The 15,329-nt window shown below is 62.8% G+C and carries 16 protein-coding genes and 1 pseudogene; 7 read left to right on the forward strand and 10 right to left on the reverse strand.

All coding sequences use genetic code 11. The features are described from left to right. Positions 1 to 50: 50 nt before the first annotated feature. From QM716_RS04615 to QM716_RS04640, 7 genes and pseudogenes are all read right to left on the reverse strand, one after another. Entirely contained in the window at positions 51 to 272 is a 222-nt protein-coding gene (locus tag QM716_RS04615) for a DUF8691 family protein (protein WP_283302651.1), read from the reverse strand. Between the two features lie 96 nt (positions 273 to 368). Next, positions 369 to 3,050, reverse strand: coding sequence for a winged helix-turn-helix domain-containing protein (locus QM716_RS04620; RefSeq protein WP_283302652.1), 2,682 nt, complete (start codon positions 3,048 to 3,050; stop codon positions 369 to 371). Between the two features lie 34 nt (positions 3,051 to 3,084). Then, positions 3,085 to 3,465: an SHOCT domain-containing protein gene (locus QM716_RS04625; protein WP_283302654.1), complete on the reverse strand. Its 381-nt coding sequence runs from the start codon at positions 3,463 to 3,465 to the stop codon at positions 3,085 to 3,087. 124 nt (positions 3,466 to 3,589) lie between these two features. Then, on the reverse strand, positions 3,590 to 4,546 hold the full coding sequence (locus QM716_RS04630) for an SCO6745 family protein (protein WP_283302656.1): 957 nt from the start codon (positions 4,544 to 4,546) through the stop codon (positions 3,590 to 3,592). A gap of 659 nt (positions 4,547 to 5,205) precedes the next feature. Further along, positions 5,206 to 5,361 (reverse strand): hypothetical protein, encoded by a 156-nt coding sequence (locus tag QM716_RS29320; protein ID WP_502941945.1) that lies wholly within the window; start codon positions 5,359 to 5,361, stop codon positions 5,206 to 5,208. Positions 5,362 to 5,430: 69 nt separating this feature from the next. Beyond that, positions 5,431 to 5,673, reverse strand: a complete 243-nt coding sequence (gene imuA' / locus QM716_RS29325) for a DnaE2-dependent mutagenesis accessory factor ImuA' (RefSeq protein ID WP_502941946.1) — start codon at positions 5,671 to 5,673, stop codon at positions 5,431 to 5,433. Between the two features lie 13 nt (positions 5,674 to 5,686). Continuing rightward, positions 5,687 to 6,148, reverse strand: a pseudogene (locus tag QM716_RS04640) (SOS response-associated peptidase); the annotation flags it as partial. Between the two features lie 220 nt (positions 6,149 to 6,368). Between QM716_RS04640 and QM716_RS04645 the strand changes: the two are divergent. Continuing rightward, the gene (locus QM716_RS04645) at positions 6,369 to 6,614 is read left to right on the forward strand and encodes a PNPOx family protein (protein ID WP_283302658.1); all 246 of its coding nucleotides are present in this window, start codon (positions 6,369 to 6,371) and stop codon (positions 6,612 to 6,614) included. Between the two features lies 1 nt (position 6,615). Here QM716_RS04645 and QM716_RS04650 read toward each other — a convergent pair whose 3' ends face one another. Continuing rightward, positions 6,616 to 6,969, reverse strand: a complete 354-nt coding sequence (locus tag QM716_RS04650) for a winged helix-turn-helix transcriptional regulator (RefSeq protein WP_283302660.1) — start codon at positions 6,967 to 6,969, stop codon at positions 6,616 to 6,618. Between the two features lie 109 nt (positions 6,970 to 7,078). Between QM716_RS04650 and QM716_RS04655 the strand changes: the two genes are divergently transcribed. The 5 genes from QM716_RS04655 (at position 7,079) to QM716_RS04675 (ending at position 11,668) form a co-directional block, all read left to right on the forward strand. Further along, positions 7,079 to 7,699 carry a malonic semialdehyde reductase gene (locus QM716_RS04655; RefSeq protein WP_283302662.1) on the forward strand — a complete coding sequence of 207 codons (621 nt, stop codon included), beginning with the start codon at positions 7,079 to 7,081 and terminating at the stop codon, positions 7,697 to 7,699. Positions 7,700 to 7,999: 300 nt separating this feature from the next. Further along, positions 8,000 to 8,647: an ABC transporter permease gene (locus tag QM716_RS04660; RefSeq protein ID WP_283302663.1), complete on the forward strand. Its 648-nt coding sequence runs from the start codon at positions 8,000 to 8,002 to the stop codon at positions 8,645 to 8,647. Beyond that, positions 8,644 to 9,861, forward strand: a complete 1,218-nt coding sequence (locus QM716_RS04665; RefSeq protein WP_283302664.1) for an ABC transporter ATP-binding protein — start codon at positions 8,644 to 8,646, stop codon at positions 9,859 to 9,861. The genes QM716_RS04660 and QM716_RS04665 overlap by 4 nt, the downstream gene beginning before the upstream one ends. 35 nt (positions 9,862 to 9,896) lie before the next feature. Then, positions 9,897 to 10,676: an ABC transporter permease gene (locus QM716_RS04670; protein ID WP_283303066.1), complete on the forward strand. Its 780-nt coding sequence runs from the start codon at positions 9,897 to 9,899 to the stop codon at positions 10,674 to 10,676. Further along, on the forward strand, positions 10,673 to 11,668 hold the full coding sequence (locus tag QM716_RS04675; protein WP_283302666.1) for a glycine betaine ABC transporter substrate-binding protein: 996 nt from the start codon (positions 10,673 to 10,675) through the stop codon (positions 11,666 to 11,668). Before QM716_RS04670 ends, QM716_RS04675 begins: the two co-directional genes overlap by 4 nt. A 27-nt stretch (positions 11,669 to 11,695) precedes the next feature. On the opposite strand, the gene QM716_RS04680 is transcribed toward QM716_RS04675, so the two are convergent. Then, complete coding sequence (locus QM716_RS04680) at positions 11,696 to 12,472, reverse strand: trans-aconitate 2-methyltransferase (RefSeq protein ID WP_283302667.1); 777 nt, start codon at positions 12,470 to 12,472, stop codon at positions 11,696 to 11,698. 75 nt (positions 12,473 to 12,547) lie between these two features. Then, positions 12,548 to 13,594 (reverse strand): phosphatidylinositol-specific phospholipase C domain-containing protein, encoded by a 1,047-nt coding sequence (locus QM716_RS04685; RefSeq protein WP_283302669.1) that lies wholly within the window; start codon positions 13,592 to 13,594, stop codon positions 12,548 to 12,550. A 192-nt stretch (positions 13,595 to 13,786) separates the two neighbouring features. Here QM716_RS04685 and QM716_RS04690 point away from each other — a divergent pair, with 192 nt between their 5' ends. Next, complete coding sequence (locus tag QM716_RS04690) at positions 13,787 to 15,325, forward strand: acyl-CoA synthetase (protein WP_283302671.1); 1,539 nt, start codon at positions 13,787 to 13,789, stop codon at positions 15,323 to 15,325. Positions 15,326 to 15,329 lie beyond the last annotated feature (4 nt).

Genomic DNA, 15,329 nt, shown 5'->3' on the forward strand with positions numbered 1-15,329 from the left:
CTCGTGAACGACGTCGACGGGGCAGCTGGGGAATCGGAACCCTGGACGACTCACTCGGAATCTGGGCGGGACTCCGATCCGGGTAGCTGCCGCATTTCCAGGACATGCAATCCGAGGGCCTGGAAGCGGTTGAGCAGACCGTACAGGTGGGCTTCGTCAGTCACGGCGCCGTAGAACAGGGTCTGCTCCTGCAGGGCGGTGTGGTGCAGTTCGGGAAAGGCGTCGACAAGTGCTTCCGACACGAGGCCGGCGATGCGGAATTCGTAGCGCATGGACACTCTCTTCTCGGACGCCGAGTGCGGGGGTTTCTACTTCATCGTCGGCCGCCCGGGGCGTGTAGGGCATCGTCCGGTCCGGGTGACCGCAGATCACAGAATCGCGAGTTCTCGCCCTCGCTGAATGGCTTCCCGGCGGCTGGTGACCGCGAGCTTGCGGTAGATGCTCACCAAATGCGTCTTGACCGTGTTGACGGAGATGGACAACGCATCCGCGATCTCTTCGGCGGTCAGCATTCCCGCCGCGTGCCGCAGAACCTGCCCCTCCCGCACGGTCAATGGTTGAACCACCTCGGGCAGCTGCGGGGAATTGTCGGTGTGGGGATCCAGGAATGCCTCAGCGGGGAGCCAACCGTGCCCGCTCGTCAGCTGTGGACGCTGGCCGAGGAGCCGCCGCACCCAGGGGCCACTATCGGCGAACACCCGCCACAGCTCCTCCGGACGTGCGAATCCGAGCGCCTGCCGAAGGAGGCGGTGTGCCTGTTCGGTGCGGCCACTTTTCGTGGCGGCATGGGCGCGGAGCAGGCATGCCTGCACCTGCACGGTCGCGGCAGCGGCCGTGTCGGCTCTCAGGTCGGTGAGCGCTTCGAGCGCATCGTTGTCGTCATGTCGAGTCGTAAGCAGCGCTCGGGCACGGGCAACGGTGTGCTCGGGACGCACGGAGGGCACGGCGTCGAGCACCTCGAGAGCAGCGCCTACGTCCGAATGAGCGAGATGTACAGCGGACTCGGCGATGGCCAAATCGTCTGCCATCCACACCGCCGGCCGCACCCGGTTCAGTATCGAGCGGGCCGTGCGGAGTACGGCGAGAGCGCCCTTGCGATCTCCGTCGGCGGTTGCCAGCCGGGAGCCTATAACCGCCGCCGCCACAGCCGCGGCCGGCTCGTCGACTTCCTCGGCGGAGACGCCGACCAGCTCGAGGTGGGCGCGCGCGGTCTCCTGGTCGTCGTGTTCGAGGGCGACGCCCGCGAGAACCAGATGGTTCCTTCCCTGGAGGTTGTCGGGCAGAAGCGCGGATTGATCGGCCAGGGTGAGGGATCGATGTGAATGTTTCTCCGCTCGTCGTAGGTGTCCGCGCAACAGCTCTACCAGGGCGAGCAAACCCAGGCCAGCGCAGAGCGCCGGCTCGGTTCCTTCCTGCCCACACATCTGGACAGCGGTGGTGAGCGCATTCGCGGCACGGTCGAAATGTCCGGCATCGAGTTCTGCAGATCCGACGCCGGCCAACACCATCGGCGCAATTTCCGGGTGCCGACCAACCAGCTGCTGAGGGGCCAGGCGGAGTAGACGGGCGACCTCGGCTGCTGCGTTCCGGGTAGCGGTCAGGTCGCCGCTCGACCGCCCGGCGAGCACCGCTATGAAGGAGCGGCTCAGCCGCAGCGCCGGGTCGGCGTCGTGGTCAAGCTGCTCGTCGGCGTGCGCAAGTGCCGAGGTGCAGCCGGCGAGGTCATGATCGGCGAGCCGGCAGGCGGCCTCTACCAGGGCGGGGGCAGCGCCGGCCACGTTCGCGGGCATGGCGGAGAGTGCGTGACGTAGTGGGGCTGTGTCCAGACCCAGGAAAAGTCGGCCGATCGCGAGGCTCTCGATGAGATGGTTCGCCGCGAACTGCCAGTCATCGCACGCGGCGGCCTGCGACAAGGCGTCGGTCAAGCGTCCGGTGTCGGCATACCAGCGTGCCGCCAGGGCATGTAGGTGTGGTTCGAGGCCGGGATGTCGGTGCCGCAGATGTGCGTGCAGTACTTCGGCGAAGAGGGGGTGCAGCCGGTACCAGGTCGAGTCGTCGATCCGTTCGACGAAGGCGTTGGCGCGGGCGAGGGCGGCGAGAGTCCAGGCGGCATTGTCGTCGCCGGTCAGGATGACCGCCAGTTCGGGGTGGATCTGCTCGGCGATGCAGGTGCGCAGCAGTAGCGATTGCATCTGGGGCGGTAAAGCGTCGAGTACCTCGGTGAGCAGGTAGTCGGCTATGGCAGTGCGGTCGGCGGCGAACGCACCGACGAATGATTCGGGATCGGTTTTGCGTTGCATCGCCAATGCGGAAAGGCGCAGGCCCGCAGCCCATCCTTCGGTGCGGTCGACGAGCAGGGCAAGCGCGGCCGGTGAGAGGTCGAGTCCGTGCTCGCGCAGCAGGAGGCGACTTTCCGTGCGAGTGAACGCCAGATCTGCGTTGCGGATTTCGGTGATGTGGCCCGATGCTCGGTAGCGATGTAGCGGCAGCAGCGGCTCGGTCCGGGCGATCAGCACCAGGCGCAGCTTGCCAGCAGTGTGCTCGAGCACGAAGTGCAGTTCGGCGGCGATTTCCGGTGCGCCGAGACCCTCGAACTGGTCAAGTACGACCACGACCGGATCGGGCGAGTTTGCCAAACCGTCGGCGAGGCGGACCAGTAGCGAATGGTCCACTCCTTCGGCCCGGGCCGGACGGCCGATTTCGTTTGAGAGCGGTACTTCGTTCCGGTGCAGTGCCTCGAGGAGATATGCCCAGAACAGACCTGGCGGGTCGTCTGGTTCCACGGTCAGCCACACGACCGTGCCTGAAGATCGACGAGCGGTGACCCATTGGGCGACGAGGACCGTCTTACCGGCGCCCGCCGGTGCGTTCACGAGAGTCAGCGGCTCCGTCACCCCGGCAGTGAGGCGTTCGAGCAGGGCGGGTCGGCGAACGACGATTGTAGGCGCCGCCGGGACCGCGAATCTGGCCGCGAGGATCGGGTCGCCGGAGAACTCCAAGCGCGGGCGCTCGGGGTTGCCGGAGGAATCCGGGGCCGCAGGATTCTGCATGAGATCACTGACGTCTCTGTGAAACGCGAACGCGTCAGCTCAGTATCTTGGCTTTGAGGGTGTCGAATTCGGTTTGGGTGATAGTGCCCGCGTCGAGCAGTGCTTTCGCATCGGTGATCTGTTCTGCTGAGGATTTCCCAGCCACCTCCCTGATGTACTGGTCGGCGGCCTGCCGTGCCGAGTTCTGAGCTTCGCCCTGCCGTTCTGCCATGCCGGGGCCCCGGACAATGAGGTAGACGAACGCCGTGATGTACGGCAGCACGATCAGGAAGATGATCCACAGAGTTTTGGTGATACCGGACATCGCGTGGTCACGGAACAGGTCACCGAGGATGTGGAACAGGATCATCAGGTACGCGAGGAATGCGAACACGATCAGCGTGTACCAGAGCAGGTCCAAAAACGAGTCCAACATCGGTGAGTCTCCTTCGAGTGCGGCAGTGCCACGCGCGGACTGCTCATGGGTAGATCAGATCGAAATGTGTACGCTTACAGGGTTTTCCAGCGGAGTGCTCGACCAACGGATGTCCTGCGACCGGTCATTTTTTGCTCTCGTACAGGCTGGCCGCGGTGTCGACGGTCAACCCGGAACCGAAGTGTGGCCCGCCGCCGATGTTGTAGATACCGGAAATTCGCTTGGGGTAGGAGTTGGCTGCGACAATCGCCTCGGACCAGGCATCGAGATGGGAGAGCAGTTCGGCCAAGTCGTCACCGAGCGCGTCCAGAATCGGCCGTTCGAGTTCATCGGTGCGCACTTCGATCTCCTCCCGGAATGCCCGGCCCACATCGGTGATCTGTTCCTCGCCCGTCATCAGCCCCCGCTTCTCGAGGCGCTCGAACCCGGCATCCATGTCGGCGGTGACCCATCCGCGCGTGGGCGCGTACGAGCGGGCGGGTAGCCCCCAATACTGCTCGGTCAGCAACAGGATCTCGACCGCGTCTACGCCGCCGACCGCCCACGTGATGACGTGGCTATCGCCCCGATGCTCACGTAACAGGTCTGCCGCGCGCCACATGTCGCCGAGTGGATTACCAGGGAAACCGAGCGAGCGCAGTCCGCCGTAGATCGGACGCGCTTCCCATCGAGCTGCCGCACCGGCACGCTTGAGTAACCCGGTTACTCGATCGATTCCCTCGGGTCGATCGCCGAGAACTCGCGCGAGCATCGTTGTCGCGCCCCGTTCGCGAGCATCGAGGATCACCTTGCGGCTCACGATCTGCCAGCCGGCCTCGACTGCCGGCACAACCGCCTTCGGGTTGAAACAACCGAAGGCCGCCGCCACTACTTCGCCGCTCACCTGACCCATACACGCGCTTCGGCTGGTGAAGTACGAAGTCATTTCCGGTCGCGCCGCGCCCTCATGGGTGACCGGGCTTCCCGCGAAACCGAGTTCTTCGTACGCCGTATGCGCTTCCGGGGCGAAGTACACGCCAGCTGCCACAGGCTCGACCGCGTTTCGCAGGCGGCGAGCATCTTGGTTGAAATCACTCGACATCAGGTCACCATCGCTCTCGTTGATCGGGTTTCACGTCGGCGCGATCTCGCTGGGGCGTCGCCAACCCTTTCAATAGGACTGCAGCACGCCGTAGCAGCGAAGGATCGCGAAATGACCCCTGTCCGGGTCACTATCGAGCGTTCTTCGACTCCGGTAGAGGCATTTCTGGCAAAGCGCCCACATATCGACGCCGGGAGGGCATAGACACGTTCACGTGGAGGAATCGAGATTGTCGTACGCCGTCTCAACGGCCTCTTTCGAAGGGGCGCCGTAGTAAAGTCCACCACGCCGGACCTGATCTCGAGACTGTCGGCGCCCGACATCGCGTCCAGTGTTTCTCGGGCGATGGACATCTTGCGGTTTCCCTTCGTCGGGCGCCACGTAGTTGCGGTGTTACCCCCAGCTCACTGCCGTGAACCAGCGGCCAGCACTCGGCGCGACATTTCATCCTTGACTGACGAGGAAACCGACAAGGTGACCCTTCTCCATTCCAAGGCATCAGAACCTGCGACCGCACGCGGTCCGGATCCCTGATCACCCAAATACGTACGATCCTTGCCAAAGTTGCGTTCGACTGGCTTGTAGTGCAGATCTCGGAGGGTCGAATGTCCAGATCACGGGGTGATCGGGCCAGCGTTCGGTCCAGTGATCGGTATTGATCACTGTGCTGCCCTCAACGGCGGTGTCGCGGCGAGAGTGCTGTCGTCGACGGCGGCCCAGCGGAGTTGTCCGGTGTCGTCGCGTATTTCCATGCGTCCGGTGCGTTGTAGGAATTCTTTGCCGGCGGCCGCGACGTCGAGCCGGACGCCGGTCACGCGTCCGCGCCCCTGGGTCAGGCCGGTGTATCCGGCGACGCGGGATGAGATCCGCGGATCCGGGCCATTCTACTGACCCTCTGTGACGATCAGTAGCGATCCTTTACTCCTCGCACGCGCGGCCACTGCCCGCCCGCGAGAGGGCGTCACGGCGCCACCGGCGAGGCCCAGGACAACGGCATCGAAACCCTCCAGCAAAATCGCGGCGCAGTCGATCGCAGCGTCCTTTGGCTGGGGCACGAGCGCTACTTTCGCCAAATCCCCGCCCTGCTCATGGAAGGCGAGAAGTCCGAGACCGGGCATTCCGATCACGGCGACGCGCCCCCATCAGCGGGGATCTGTCGTGGGTGTGTTCCGTGGCATCGGCGGCTGGCCGGGTGAGGACTGTACAGGTCCATACCCATTTGTTCGGATCATCTTCTCGCAGTTCGGGATCGGGCCACAACTCGTAGAGCCCGGCCATTGCGATCAGGTCGCCGTCTCCATGAAGAAAGTACGGAACCCTATTTCCGTCTTCGCTTTTCATCCATTCGTGGTAGCCGTTCGCGGGAATGATCGCGCGCCGTTTGGCGGCGCAACTTCTGAATGAGGGCTTCTCCGTGACGGTTTCACTGCGGGCATTGACGAGTTTGGATGCCATCCTTCGATCTTTGACCCAGGTAGGCAGCAGACCCCAGCTGACGGTCCGGAGCTGGCGTTGCGGGCGGAGTCAGGTTCCTCGCGTGGGGTTCGTTTCGAGGATCACTCGGACGGGCTGTGTGGGTGCGACGTTGTAGGACGGTGGGAGTCGGAAGGGATTACTTTCCGGCTAGCCGACGGGCGGGCCGAAAATTTGTCCTCCCGCTCGCCGCTGTAGTGCAGAGCAATTCCAAAGCAGACAGACGACGCGATGAGGAGACCACCGGAGATACGGGTGAAGACCGCATCTTGAGTAATCAGCAGCACGACCCGATCGCGCCTAGTGCCACGCTCGCACTCACTTGGCCAAGCAACCGGAGTCGTGATCCATGCTGTCGCAGCCACCGGCACGCGCGGCCACCGTCTCACCGGACGGGCAACCCGACATCGCGCCGTTCGTCGCACGCGGGATCAGGATCTACGGAATCGCTGAACGACCAATCGAGCGAGTGAGCATGGTCAGCGCCGGCATCTACTCACGCATTACGCCGACAGTCTCGTGGAATTGGAACTTGTCGGGAGAGCCGGCGGGTGACACCTGGTACGAATCTCACAAGACCGTCCACACGCGATAGATCAGTTCGAGCAACTCTCGGGTGGCAGATTCTCAGCGGCCCAGGTGGTCAATTCTCTGAGGGCAGGAAGTAACGCCTGCCCCGAGGCTGTCAGTTCGTACTCCACGGCGATGGGCGGACCTGCCTCGACGGTCCTCGTCACCAGGCCTGCCCCGGCCAGCTCCGTCAGGCGTTCCGAGAGCACCGAATCACTGATTCCGCCAACCGCTCGCTTGAGTTCGGAGAATCCCGCCGGCCCGTTCAGCAGCGTGCCGAGAATGACGCCGTTCCACCGTTTGCCCAGGAAGCCGAACGCCCGGGCCAACGCCCCGTCACATGCGCGGGGCTCGTGCTCCGCTTCGCTCTTGCTTGCCACCCCACCATCCTAGTCATAATGCTAACGTATTCGTAGGCACTACTAATTTACTAGCAACTAGCTTTACCGGGCAATGTTCGGTCGAGCTACCACCGAACGGAAGCCCCCGATGTCTCTCGACGCAGCCACCCAATTCACCGACCAGCAACTCGATCAAGCCGGCCGCGAGCTCCTCTTCACCGCGGCACGCACTGCCAACTCCTTCTCGAACGAACCCGTGACCGACGACGAGCTCACCGCAATCTGGGAGCTCGCGAAGTGGGCACCGACTGCAGCAAACACCAATCCGTTGCGAGTGCTGTTCGTTCGTACCGAGGAAGGCAAAGCACGCCTCGTCGAGCACATGGCAGACGGAAACAAGGCCAAGACCGAGGCTGCTCCTGCAGTTGCGGTTCTTGCCGTTGACACCAAGTTCTACGAGCACATCCCGGCACTGTTCCCCATCCGTCCGGAGATGAAGGACTACTTCGAGTCCGACGACGCTGCCGCCACATCGAGCAGCAAGTTCAACGCCGCACTGCAGGCCGGTTACCTCATCCTCGCGATACGGGCCCAGGGCTTGGTCGCCGGCCCGATGGCCGGGTTCGACGCCGACGGCATCGACAGCGAATTCTTCGCCGACGGACGCTTCAAGACCATCCTGGTGGTCAACATCGGCCATCCCGGCGAGAACCCGTGGTTCGATCGTCTGCCGCGGCTCTCCAATGAGGATGCGCTCACCTGGGCCTGAGGCCAATTCGCATAGATCAAACAATGCGGGAGAGTTCTTCGGAGCTCTCCCGTTTTGTTGCCTCCAGCACGTTTCAACATCTCACAGAGCGGGTACATACCCGCGTCTCGCAAAATCTCACGTCCAGAACAACATCCGACACGCTGCAATCGGAATTAGTTGCAGTATCCGAGCTTTTGGACGACAGTCGAGACAAACCCCTCGGCCGACGACGGCCGCGGGGAAAGCCCTTGTGCGCCGGTCGGTGTCGAGGGAAGACGTTCTTGCGAGCAGAAGTCCGAAGAAAGTGGGTTCGGAAATATGGGCGCGCTATGGGATTTTGTCGTTGCACGACGACAACAATTGATGACCGACTCGTACCTACATGTTTCAGCAGTTATCCAGTCCGTGATCATCGCGACGATTGCCGCCGTGATCATCGGAATTCTCGTCTACAGAAGCCCGGTCGGTTCGTCCGTGGCAACAGCTTTGGCCAGCACGATCTTGACGGTTCCTTCGTTCGCTCTTCTCGGACTGCTCATTCCGATACTCGGTCTCGGCGTCGCCCCCACGATCACCGCATTGATCTTGTATGCCCTGCTCCCGATCATTCGGAACACGATCATCGGCCTGGACGCGGTCAATCCGGCGATCACGGACGCAGCGCGCGGCGTCGGGATGAATCGCCTACACGTACTCAGTCGAATCGAACTGCCGATTGCGTGGCCGTCGATCCTCACCGGTATGCGGGTCAGTACGCAGATGCTCATGGGCATCCTCGCTATCGCGGCGTACGCCAAGGGCCCAGGTCTGGGAAACCTGATCTTCTCCGGACTCTCGCGGGTCGGTAGCCCCAATGCTGTTCCGCAAGCGCTGGTCGGCACCGTACTCATCGTCATTCTGGCCCTGATCCTCGACGGAATCTACGTCGTCATCGGCCGTCTCACTACTTCGAAGGGGCTGCAATGACCGAAACCATTCCGTCCGACGTATCCGCAGACCAGAAGGTATCCGGAGTCGAGATCGTTCTCGAATCCGTGACCAAGCGTTACCCGGGCCAGAAAGCTGCAGCGGTGGACAATGTTTCACTGACTGTCCCGGCCGGTGAGATCGTCGTGTTCGTCGGACCCTCGGGTTGCGGCAAGACGACGACGATGCGCATGATCAACCGCCTGATCGAACCCACCTCGGGCAAGATCACCATCGACGGCAAAGACGCGCTGTCCATCGACCCGGACAAGCTTCGCCGCGGCATCGGATACTCGATTCAGCAGGCAGGTTTGTTCCCGCACTTCACCATTGCGAAGAACGTCGCGACGGTGCCCGGCCTCATCGGTTGGGACAAGAAACGCATCGCGGCACGGACCGACGAGATGCTCGACCTCGTCGGCCTCGATCCGGATACCTATCGCGACCGGTACCCGCGCCAACTTTCCGGTGGCCAGCAACAGCGTGTGGGCGTGGCGCGGGCACTCGCTGCCGATCCCCCGGTTCTGTTGATGGACGAGCCTTTCGGTGCCGTCGACCCCATCACACGCGGCCTGCTCCAGGACGAACTGATGCGTCTGCAATCGGAGTTGGGTAAGACCATCGTCTTCGTCACCCACGATTTCAACGAGGCCGTCAAACTCGGTGATCGAATTGCCGTGCTGGGCAACCAGTCCAGCATCATGCAGTACGACACCCCCGAAGCGATTCTCGCCAATCCCGCCAACGACATGGTCGCGGGTTTTGTCGGCGCCGACGCATCACTCAAGCAGTTGACGTTGACCAGGGTGCGCCAGATCAAGCTCAAGCAATGCCTCACCGCGCGCGAAACAGATTCGGTCGACGATTTGAGAACCGCACTCGCAGCGCGCAAGTGGAAGTGGGCCTTGATTCTCGATCAGCGTGGGCGACCGCTTCGCTGGGTCTCACCCGGCCACCTCGCTCATGCGTCGACCCTCCGAGATGTCGGCAACGAGATCGGTGAGGCCGTGTCCATCCAGTCCACCCTGCAGGATGCATTGGAAGCTCTTCTCGCCGAGAGCAATGCGTCCACTGTGGTCACCGGACGGCGCGGCGAGTACGTCGGCCTCATCACGATCGACACACTCGTCAGCCATCTCTCCGAGATGCGCGAGGAGCATGCCCACGATCACGACGAGGAGTCCGACGCCGAGAACGTCGAGGGTCGAATATGAGTGCCCCCACCGAGGACCGCGTCGCCGCTCCCGAGATGGAACCCGATGCTCCTGATCTCGGTGCCGCCGAGAATGCGGCCACCCGCCGAGCGGAACGGATGCGCCTGTACGTTCAGCCGGTCATCGTTCTGATCCTGGTTGCGGGCGTGCTGATCTGGGCGTTCACTCGCGAACTCAACGCGACGCAGAAGGCCAGCATCAATCTCGACAACATCGTCACGCTGACGTGGCAACACGTGCTGATCACCGCAGCAGTGGTCATCATCGTCGTCGCTATCGCTGTTCCGCTCGGAACCTTGTTGACCAGGCCGAAATTCACCCGCTTGGCACCGTTCTTCGTCGGCATCGCGAACATCGGAGCCGCGGCGCCGGCCATCGGCCTCCTCGTGCTGTTCTATCTCGCGACCAGAACAACGGGTTTCTGGATCGGTGTATTTCCGATCGCGTTCTATTCGCTGCTTCCCGTGCTGCGCAACACGATTCTGGGTTATCAGCAGGTGGACAAGACCCTCATCGACGCGGGGCGTGGTCAGGGAATGTCTTCTCTGACCGTGCTGCGCCAGCTCGAATTCCCGATGGCCGTCCCGTACATTCTTGCGGGCCTTCGCACTTCGCTCGTTCTGGCGGTCGGCACGGCGACGCTGTGCTTCCTGGTCAGTGCCGGCGGTCTGGGCATTCTGATCGATACCGGATACAAGCTCCGCGACAACGTCACCCTCGTGGTCGGTGCCGTACTGGCGGTGTCGCTGGCCCTACTGATCGACTGGCTCGGCGCGCTCGCCGAAACTTATCTCGGGCCCAAGGGATTACGATGACCAAGACTTCGATCACCAGAACGCGGGGCTGGAAACTCGCCGTTGCCACGCTCGGCCTCACACTTGTCGCTTCCTGTGGCTTGGAATCCGGTGGCGCACTGCCCCTGGCGGTCGGCCCCGGCAGCATCGAGCCCGTTCCCGAGCTCGAGGGCGTGAAGATGACCGTCGGCTCCAAGGACTTCACCGAGCAGATCGTGCTCGGATACATCATCGAATTCGCGATGTCCGCTGCAGGCGCGGATGTTCGCGATCTCACGAACATCCAGGGCTCCAACAGCACCCGAGACGCACAGTTGAACGGGCAGATCGATCTTGCGTACGAATACACCGGGACCGGGTGGATCAACTATCTCGGAAACGAGACTCCTCTCCCGGACTCGCAGGCGCAGTTCGAGGCGGTCAGAGACGCTGATCTGGCCGCGAACGACATGGTGTGGACGGAACCGGCGCCGATGAACAATACGTATGCGTTGGCGATGAGCAAGGAGACGGCCGAGAAGACCGGCGTCAAGACGGTTTCCGACTACGCGAAGTTGGTCGAGTCCGATCCCGGCGCTGCGGTGACGTGCGTCGAGACCGAGTTCAACGTCCGTCAGGACGGCTATCCCGGTCTGGCAGCCAAGTACGGCTTCGATGCGGCGCGCGCCCAGCGACAGATTCTGCAGACGGGCATCATCTACCAGGCGACAGCCGACAGCGACCAGTGCAAGTTCGGTGAAGTGTTCACCACCGACGGTCGCATCATCGCTCTCGACCTGGTTCTCCTCGACGACGATCTCCAGTTCTTCCCGAAATACAATCCGGCCCTGGTGATGAAAAAGGACTTCGCGGAAGCACATCCGCAGGTAGCAGAAGTCATGGCACCGATCTCGGAGCGACTGACCAACGAGGTGATGACCGAGCTCAACCGGCAGGTCGACGTCGACGGCAAGGAACCGGCAGACGCGGCTCGCGACTGGCTGGTCTCGGAAGGCTTCGTCACCGCTGAGTGATCGGCTGACCGCAGCCCAGCCGAGTATCTACCGCTTGCGTCCCACGCAGAACACCCGCCGGAACGGAAACAGCGTTCCGGCGGCTGTTGCGGGATACGCCTCCCGCAGCAGATCGGAATACTGGCGCTCGAACTCCGGTGCGTCAGCCTCGCCGAGAACGTCGAGCACGGGCCGTAATCCCGTCCCCCGTACCCATCCGAGCACCGGGTCGGCGCCTGCCAGCACGTGTACGTACGTCGTTTCCCAGGCGTCGACGTCGAATCCGTGCTCCTGGAGACGCTGCGCGTACGCAACCGGAGTGTCGACGCCTTCCGGGCCGCGTAGGACGCCGCCCAGTCGCTCGCTCCACTCCGCGGACTCCGCGAGGTTTCGCATGAGCGAGTGTGACGGTGCATCGAAGTTCCCCGGAACCTGCCACGCCAGCCACGACCCGGATGCCAGGGTGTCCGCCCACTGGTCGATCAGCTCGCGATGGCTCGGAACCCACTGCAATGCAGCATTACTGACGACTACGTCGTAACCGGTGGCGTCGAACGACATGATGTTCCCCAACTCGACGGTGACGTTTCCCGGCAGGTCTGTCGGGGCCTGCACCACCATTTCGGGAGACGAGTCGAATCCGGATACCGACGCGTCCGGCCATCTTTCCCCCAGCATCGCGGTCAGGGTGCCTGATCCGCAGCCGAGGTCGGCTACGCGAGTCGGGTCTTCGGTGGCCACCCGGGACACGAGATCGACGAACGGGCGTGACCGCTCACCCGAATAGCGGCCGTAGACTTCGGGATTCCAGGTGACAGTACGCATGAACCCATCCTGCACCCTGTTTCTGAGAATTGCCGCCCGTCAGATCTCGCTCTTCACGATCCCGCCCTTCGAAAATCACCGACGCGGCAAGACCGCGGACAGTACGTTCGGCAACCTCGACCAGTCCGCGGTGATGAAACTTGCGTGCTCACCGGCCAACAGGTCGAGTCGCTCGCTCGCCTCGGCTTCCGAGGCATGGGTGCCGTCGATCTGCGGAGCGACCTTGTGCGCGTCGGTCATGATGAGCAGGTAGCCACGTTCGTGATACCACTGGGGATCTGCAGCGCCCGAGGTGTAGTCGAGGGCGTCACCGTCGAAAATCACGAACCACGGACGGATCCCCGGGTCGGTGTAGCGGTCGAGACGTGGGTCTCCCGGCGAGGCACGGTGGACAGCGGGAAAGGCGGCGCCGAGTTCGACGAGCCCGGCGGAAGACAGATCTCGCAGGTGCGTCGCATACTGTCGGTCGGTCCACTCCGTATCGAGAGGGTTTCCCTCCTCGATTGTTCCCGGAATGAGCTCGAATAGAAATTTCCCGGTCATTTCGGAGGCACTCGGCCATCCACGCTCGGTGACGGCGGCATCCGGAGTCGAGTAGGACTCACCCATCAGATCGGCCGGCGTGAAAACCGCGTCGCCGAGTGTCCCGAGAATCAGGGCGTCGAGATCGGCGGGGCCACGTCCGTACCCGGCTGTGAAACCGTCCTTGAGTTCCAACTTGATCGTCACCGGCGGATGCTCGGGATTGGCTTCGTGCCACGCCCGCATATCTGCCAGACATCCGTGTAGTCCTTGATCTCGCGGGCCACTTCGCAACTCGGAGGCGTTCGACGCTCCGACGCAGTTACTCTCGCTCGCCACCGGATTCATGTGCGACACAAGCCAGTCCGGACCGCCGCCGTTGGTCCACAGGTCCAGCTCGAGCAACGACGCCCCCGAGTCGAGCGCATCGGCGAAGTAGGGAAATGTCGCCTTCTCGTAAGAATTGTGGACCCCGACGGACGTCGTCTCGGAGAACGAACGAGCTTGGTTCGCGGTCGTCTCGGCGCCGGCAGAGGGCGCCGAGACGACCGCGACGATGGCGCCGAATGCACTCACACCGACTACCAGGATTCCACGCATGTTCGACACTCTCGCACGATGCGACCAGTCGCAGGACTAAATGGCCGAAGAAGCTGGACAACCGTCCTGAAAATGCGCCGAGAGCGTGGCGCAATCCCGGGTGGCAGGAGAGGCAGATGGTCAGGCCAATAGCATCATTCGGGAACCCGATCCGAGTCAGAGCACTCGCCGCACACTCGCAGGAGGAATCGCATGCAGCTGACTCAATTCGTTCACCGATCCTTACGAGCATCGCCCGAGACGGCGATGACGATCTTCGACGGCCGGGTGCGCACGTGTCGGGAATCGGTCGACCGGATCACCAGGCTCGCGGGCGGGCTGCAGACGTTGGGCCTTCACACCGGCGACAGGGTCGCGATCTTGGCTACGAACTCCGACTGTTACCACGAGGCCTTGCTGGCCTGCTGGTGGTTCGGAGCAGTTGCCAGTCCGGTCAATTCTCGTTGGAGTACGGCGGAAATCACGTACGCCCTGGAAGATTCAGGATCGACGGTATTGCTCGTGGACGAGAATTTTGCTTCCGTCGGATCTGCCCTTCGCGAGACGTGCCCAGGCCTGACCACTGTCGTCTACTGCGGCAACGACCGAGTTCCCGACGGAATGCTCGACTACGAACGGGTGATCGCGGAGGCGAATCCGGTCGACGATCTGCGCGTCGGCGGCGACACGCTTGCACTACTCCTCTACACCGGCGGGACCACCGGAGTGCCGAAGGGCGTGATGATCAGCCATCAAGCGCTGATGACCTCGGCGCTGGGTACTCTCGCGGCAGGCAGCGTGGCAGTCAGCAACGGAACGAACCTCGCGGTGAACCCTCTGTTTCACATTGCCGGCATAGTCGGATGGTTGGCTCAGTCGCTGATGGGTGGCACCCAGGTCTTCGTACCGAACTTCAGCCCACGCACGTTCCTCGAGGCCGTGGACCGCCATCGCCCGACAACCGTGGGTCTGGTGCCGACGATGCTCCAGATGTTGGTCGCCCACGAAAACGAAACCAGCGAAGACGCAACCACCTACGATCTGTCCAGCGTCAGGATCCTGAGGTATGGCGCCTCGCCCATATCGCCGACGCTTCTCGGGCAGGTCATGCAAATGTTCCCCAACAGCTCCTTCGCTCAGGGCTACGGGATGACTGAAACCGCGCACATCAGCATGCTGAGTCCAGCCGATCACCTCGAAGGTGGTGATCTCCTCCGCAGCGCCGGTCGCGCACTACCGCACTGCGAGGTGAAAATCGTCGACCCGGCCGGCGAGGAACTACCACTCGGCGAGGTGGGCGAAATCGTCACGTTCGGCAGCCACGTCATGCTCGGATACTGGAACAAACCGAAAGAGACCGCAGAAGTGCTCCACCACGGGTGGATGCATACCGGCGACGCCGGATACCTCGACGCCCGCGGTTACCTGTTCATCGTCGATCGCATCAAGGACATGATCGTCACCGGTGGCGAGAACGTCTATTCCACCGAGGTCGAGAACGCTCTGGCACAACACGAATCCGTCGCGGCCTGTTCCGTGATCGGCCTCCCCGATACCCAGTGGGGCGAGCGAGTCCATGCCGTAGTCGTCCTTCGACATGGTTTCGACACCGACGCCGAAGAACTGCGCGCCCACGTCAAAACGCTGATCGCCGGATACAAATCTCCGCGCACCTTCCAATTCGTCGATGCATTGCCACTGTCGGCAGCAGGCAAGGTACTGAAGCGCGATCTCCGTTGCAACGCAACGTAATCCT

The sequence above is a fragment of the Rhodococcus sp. IEGM 1409 genome (assembly GCF_030056735.1).
Lineage (GTDB): Bacteria > Actinomycetota > Actinomycetes > Mycobacteriales > Mycobacteriaceae > Rhodococcus_F.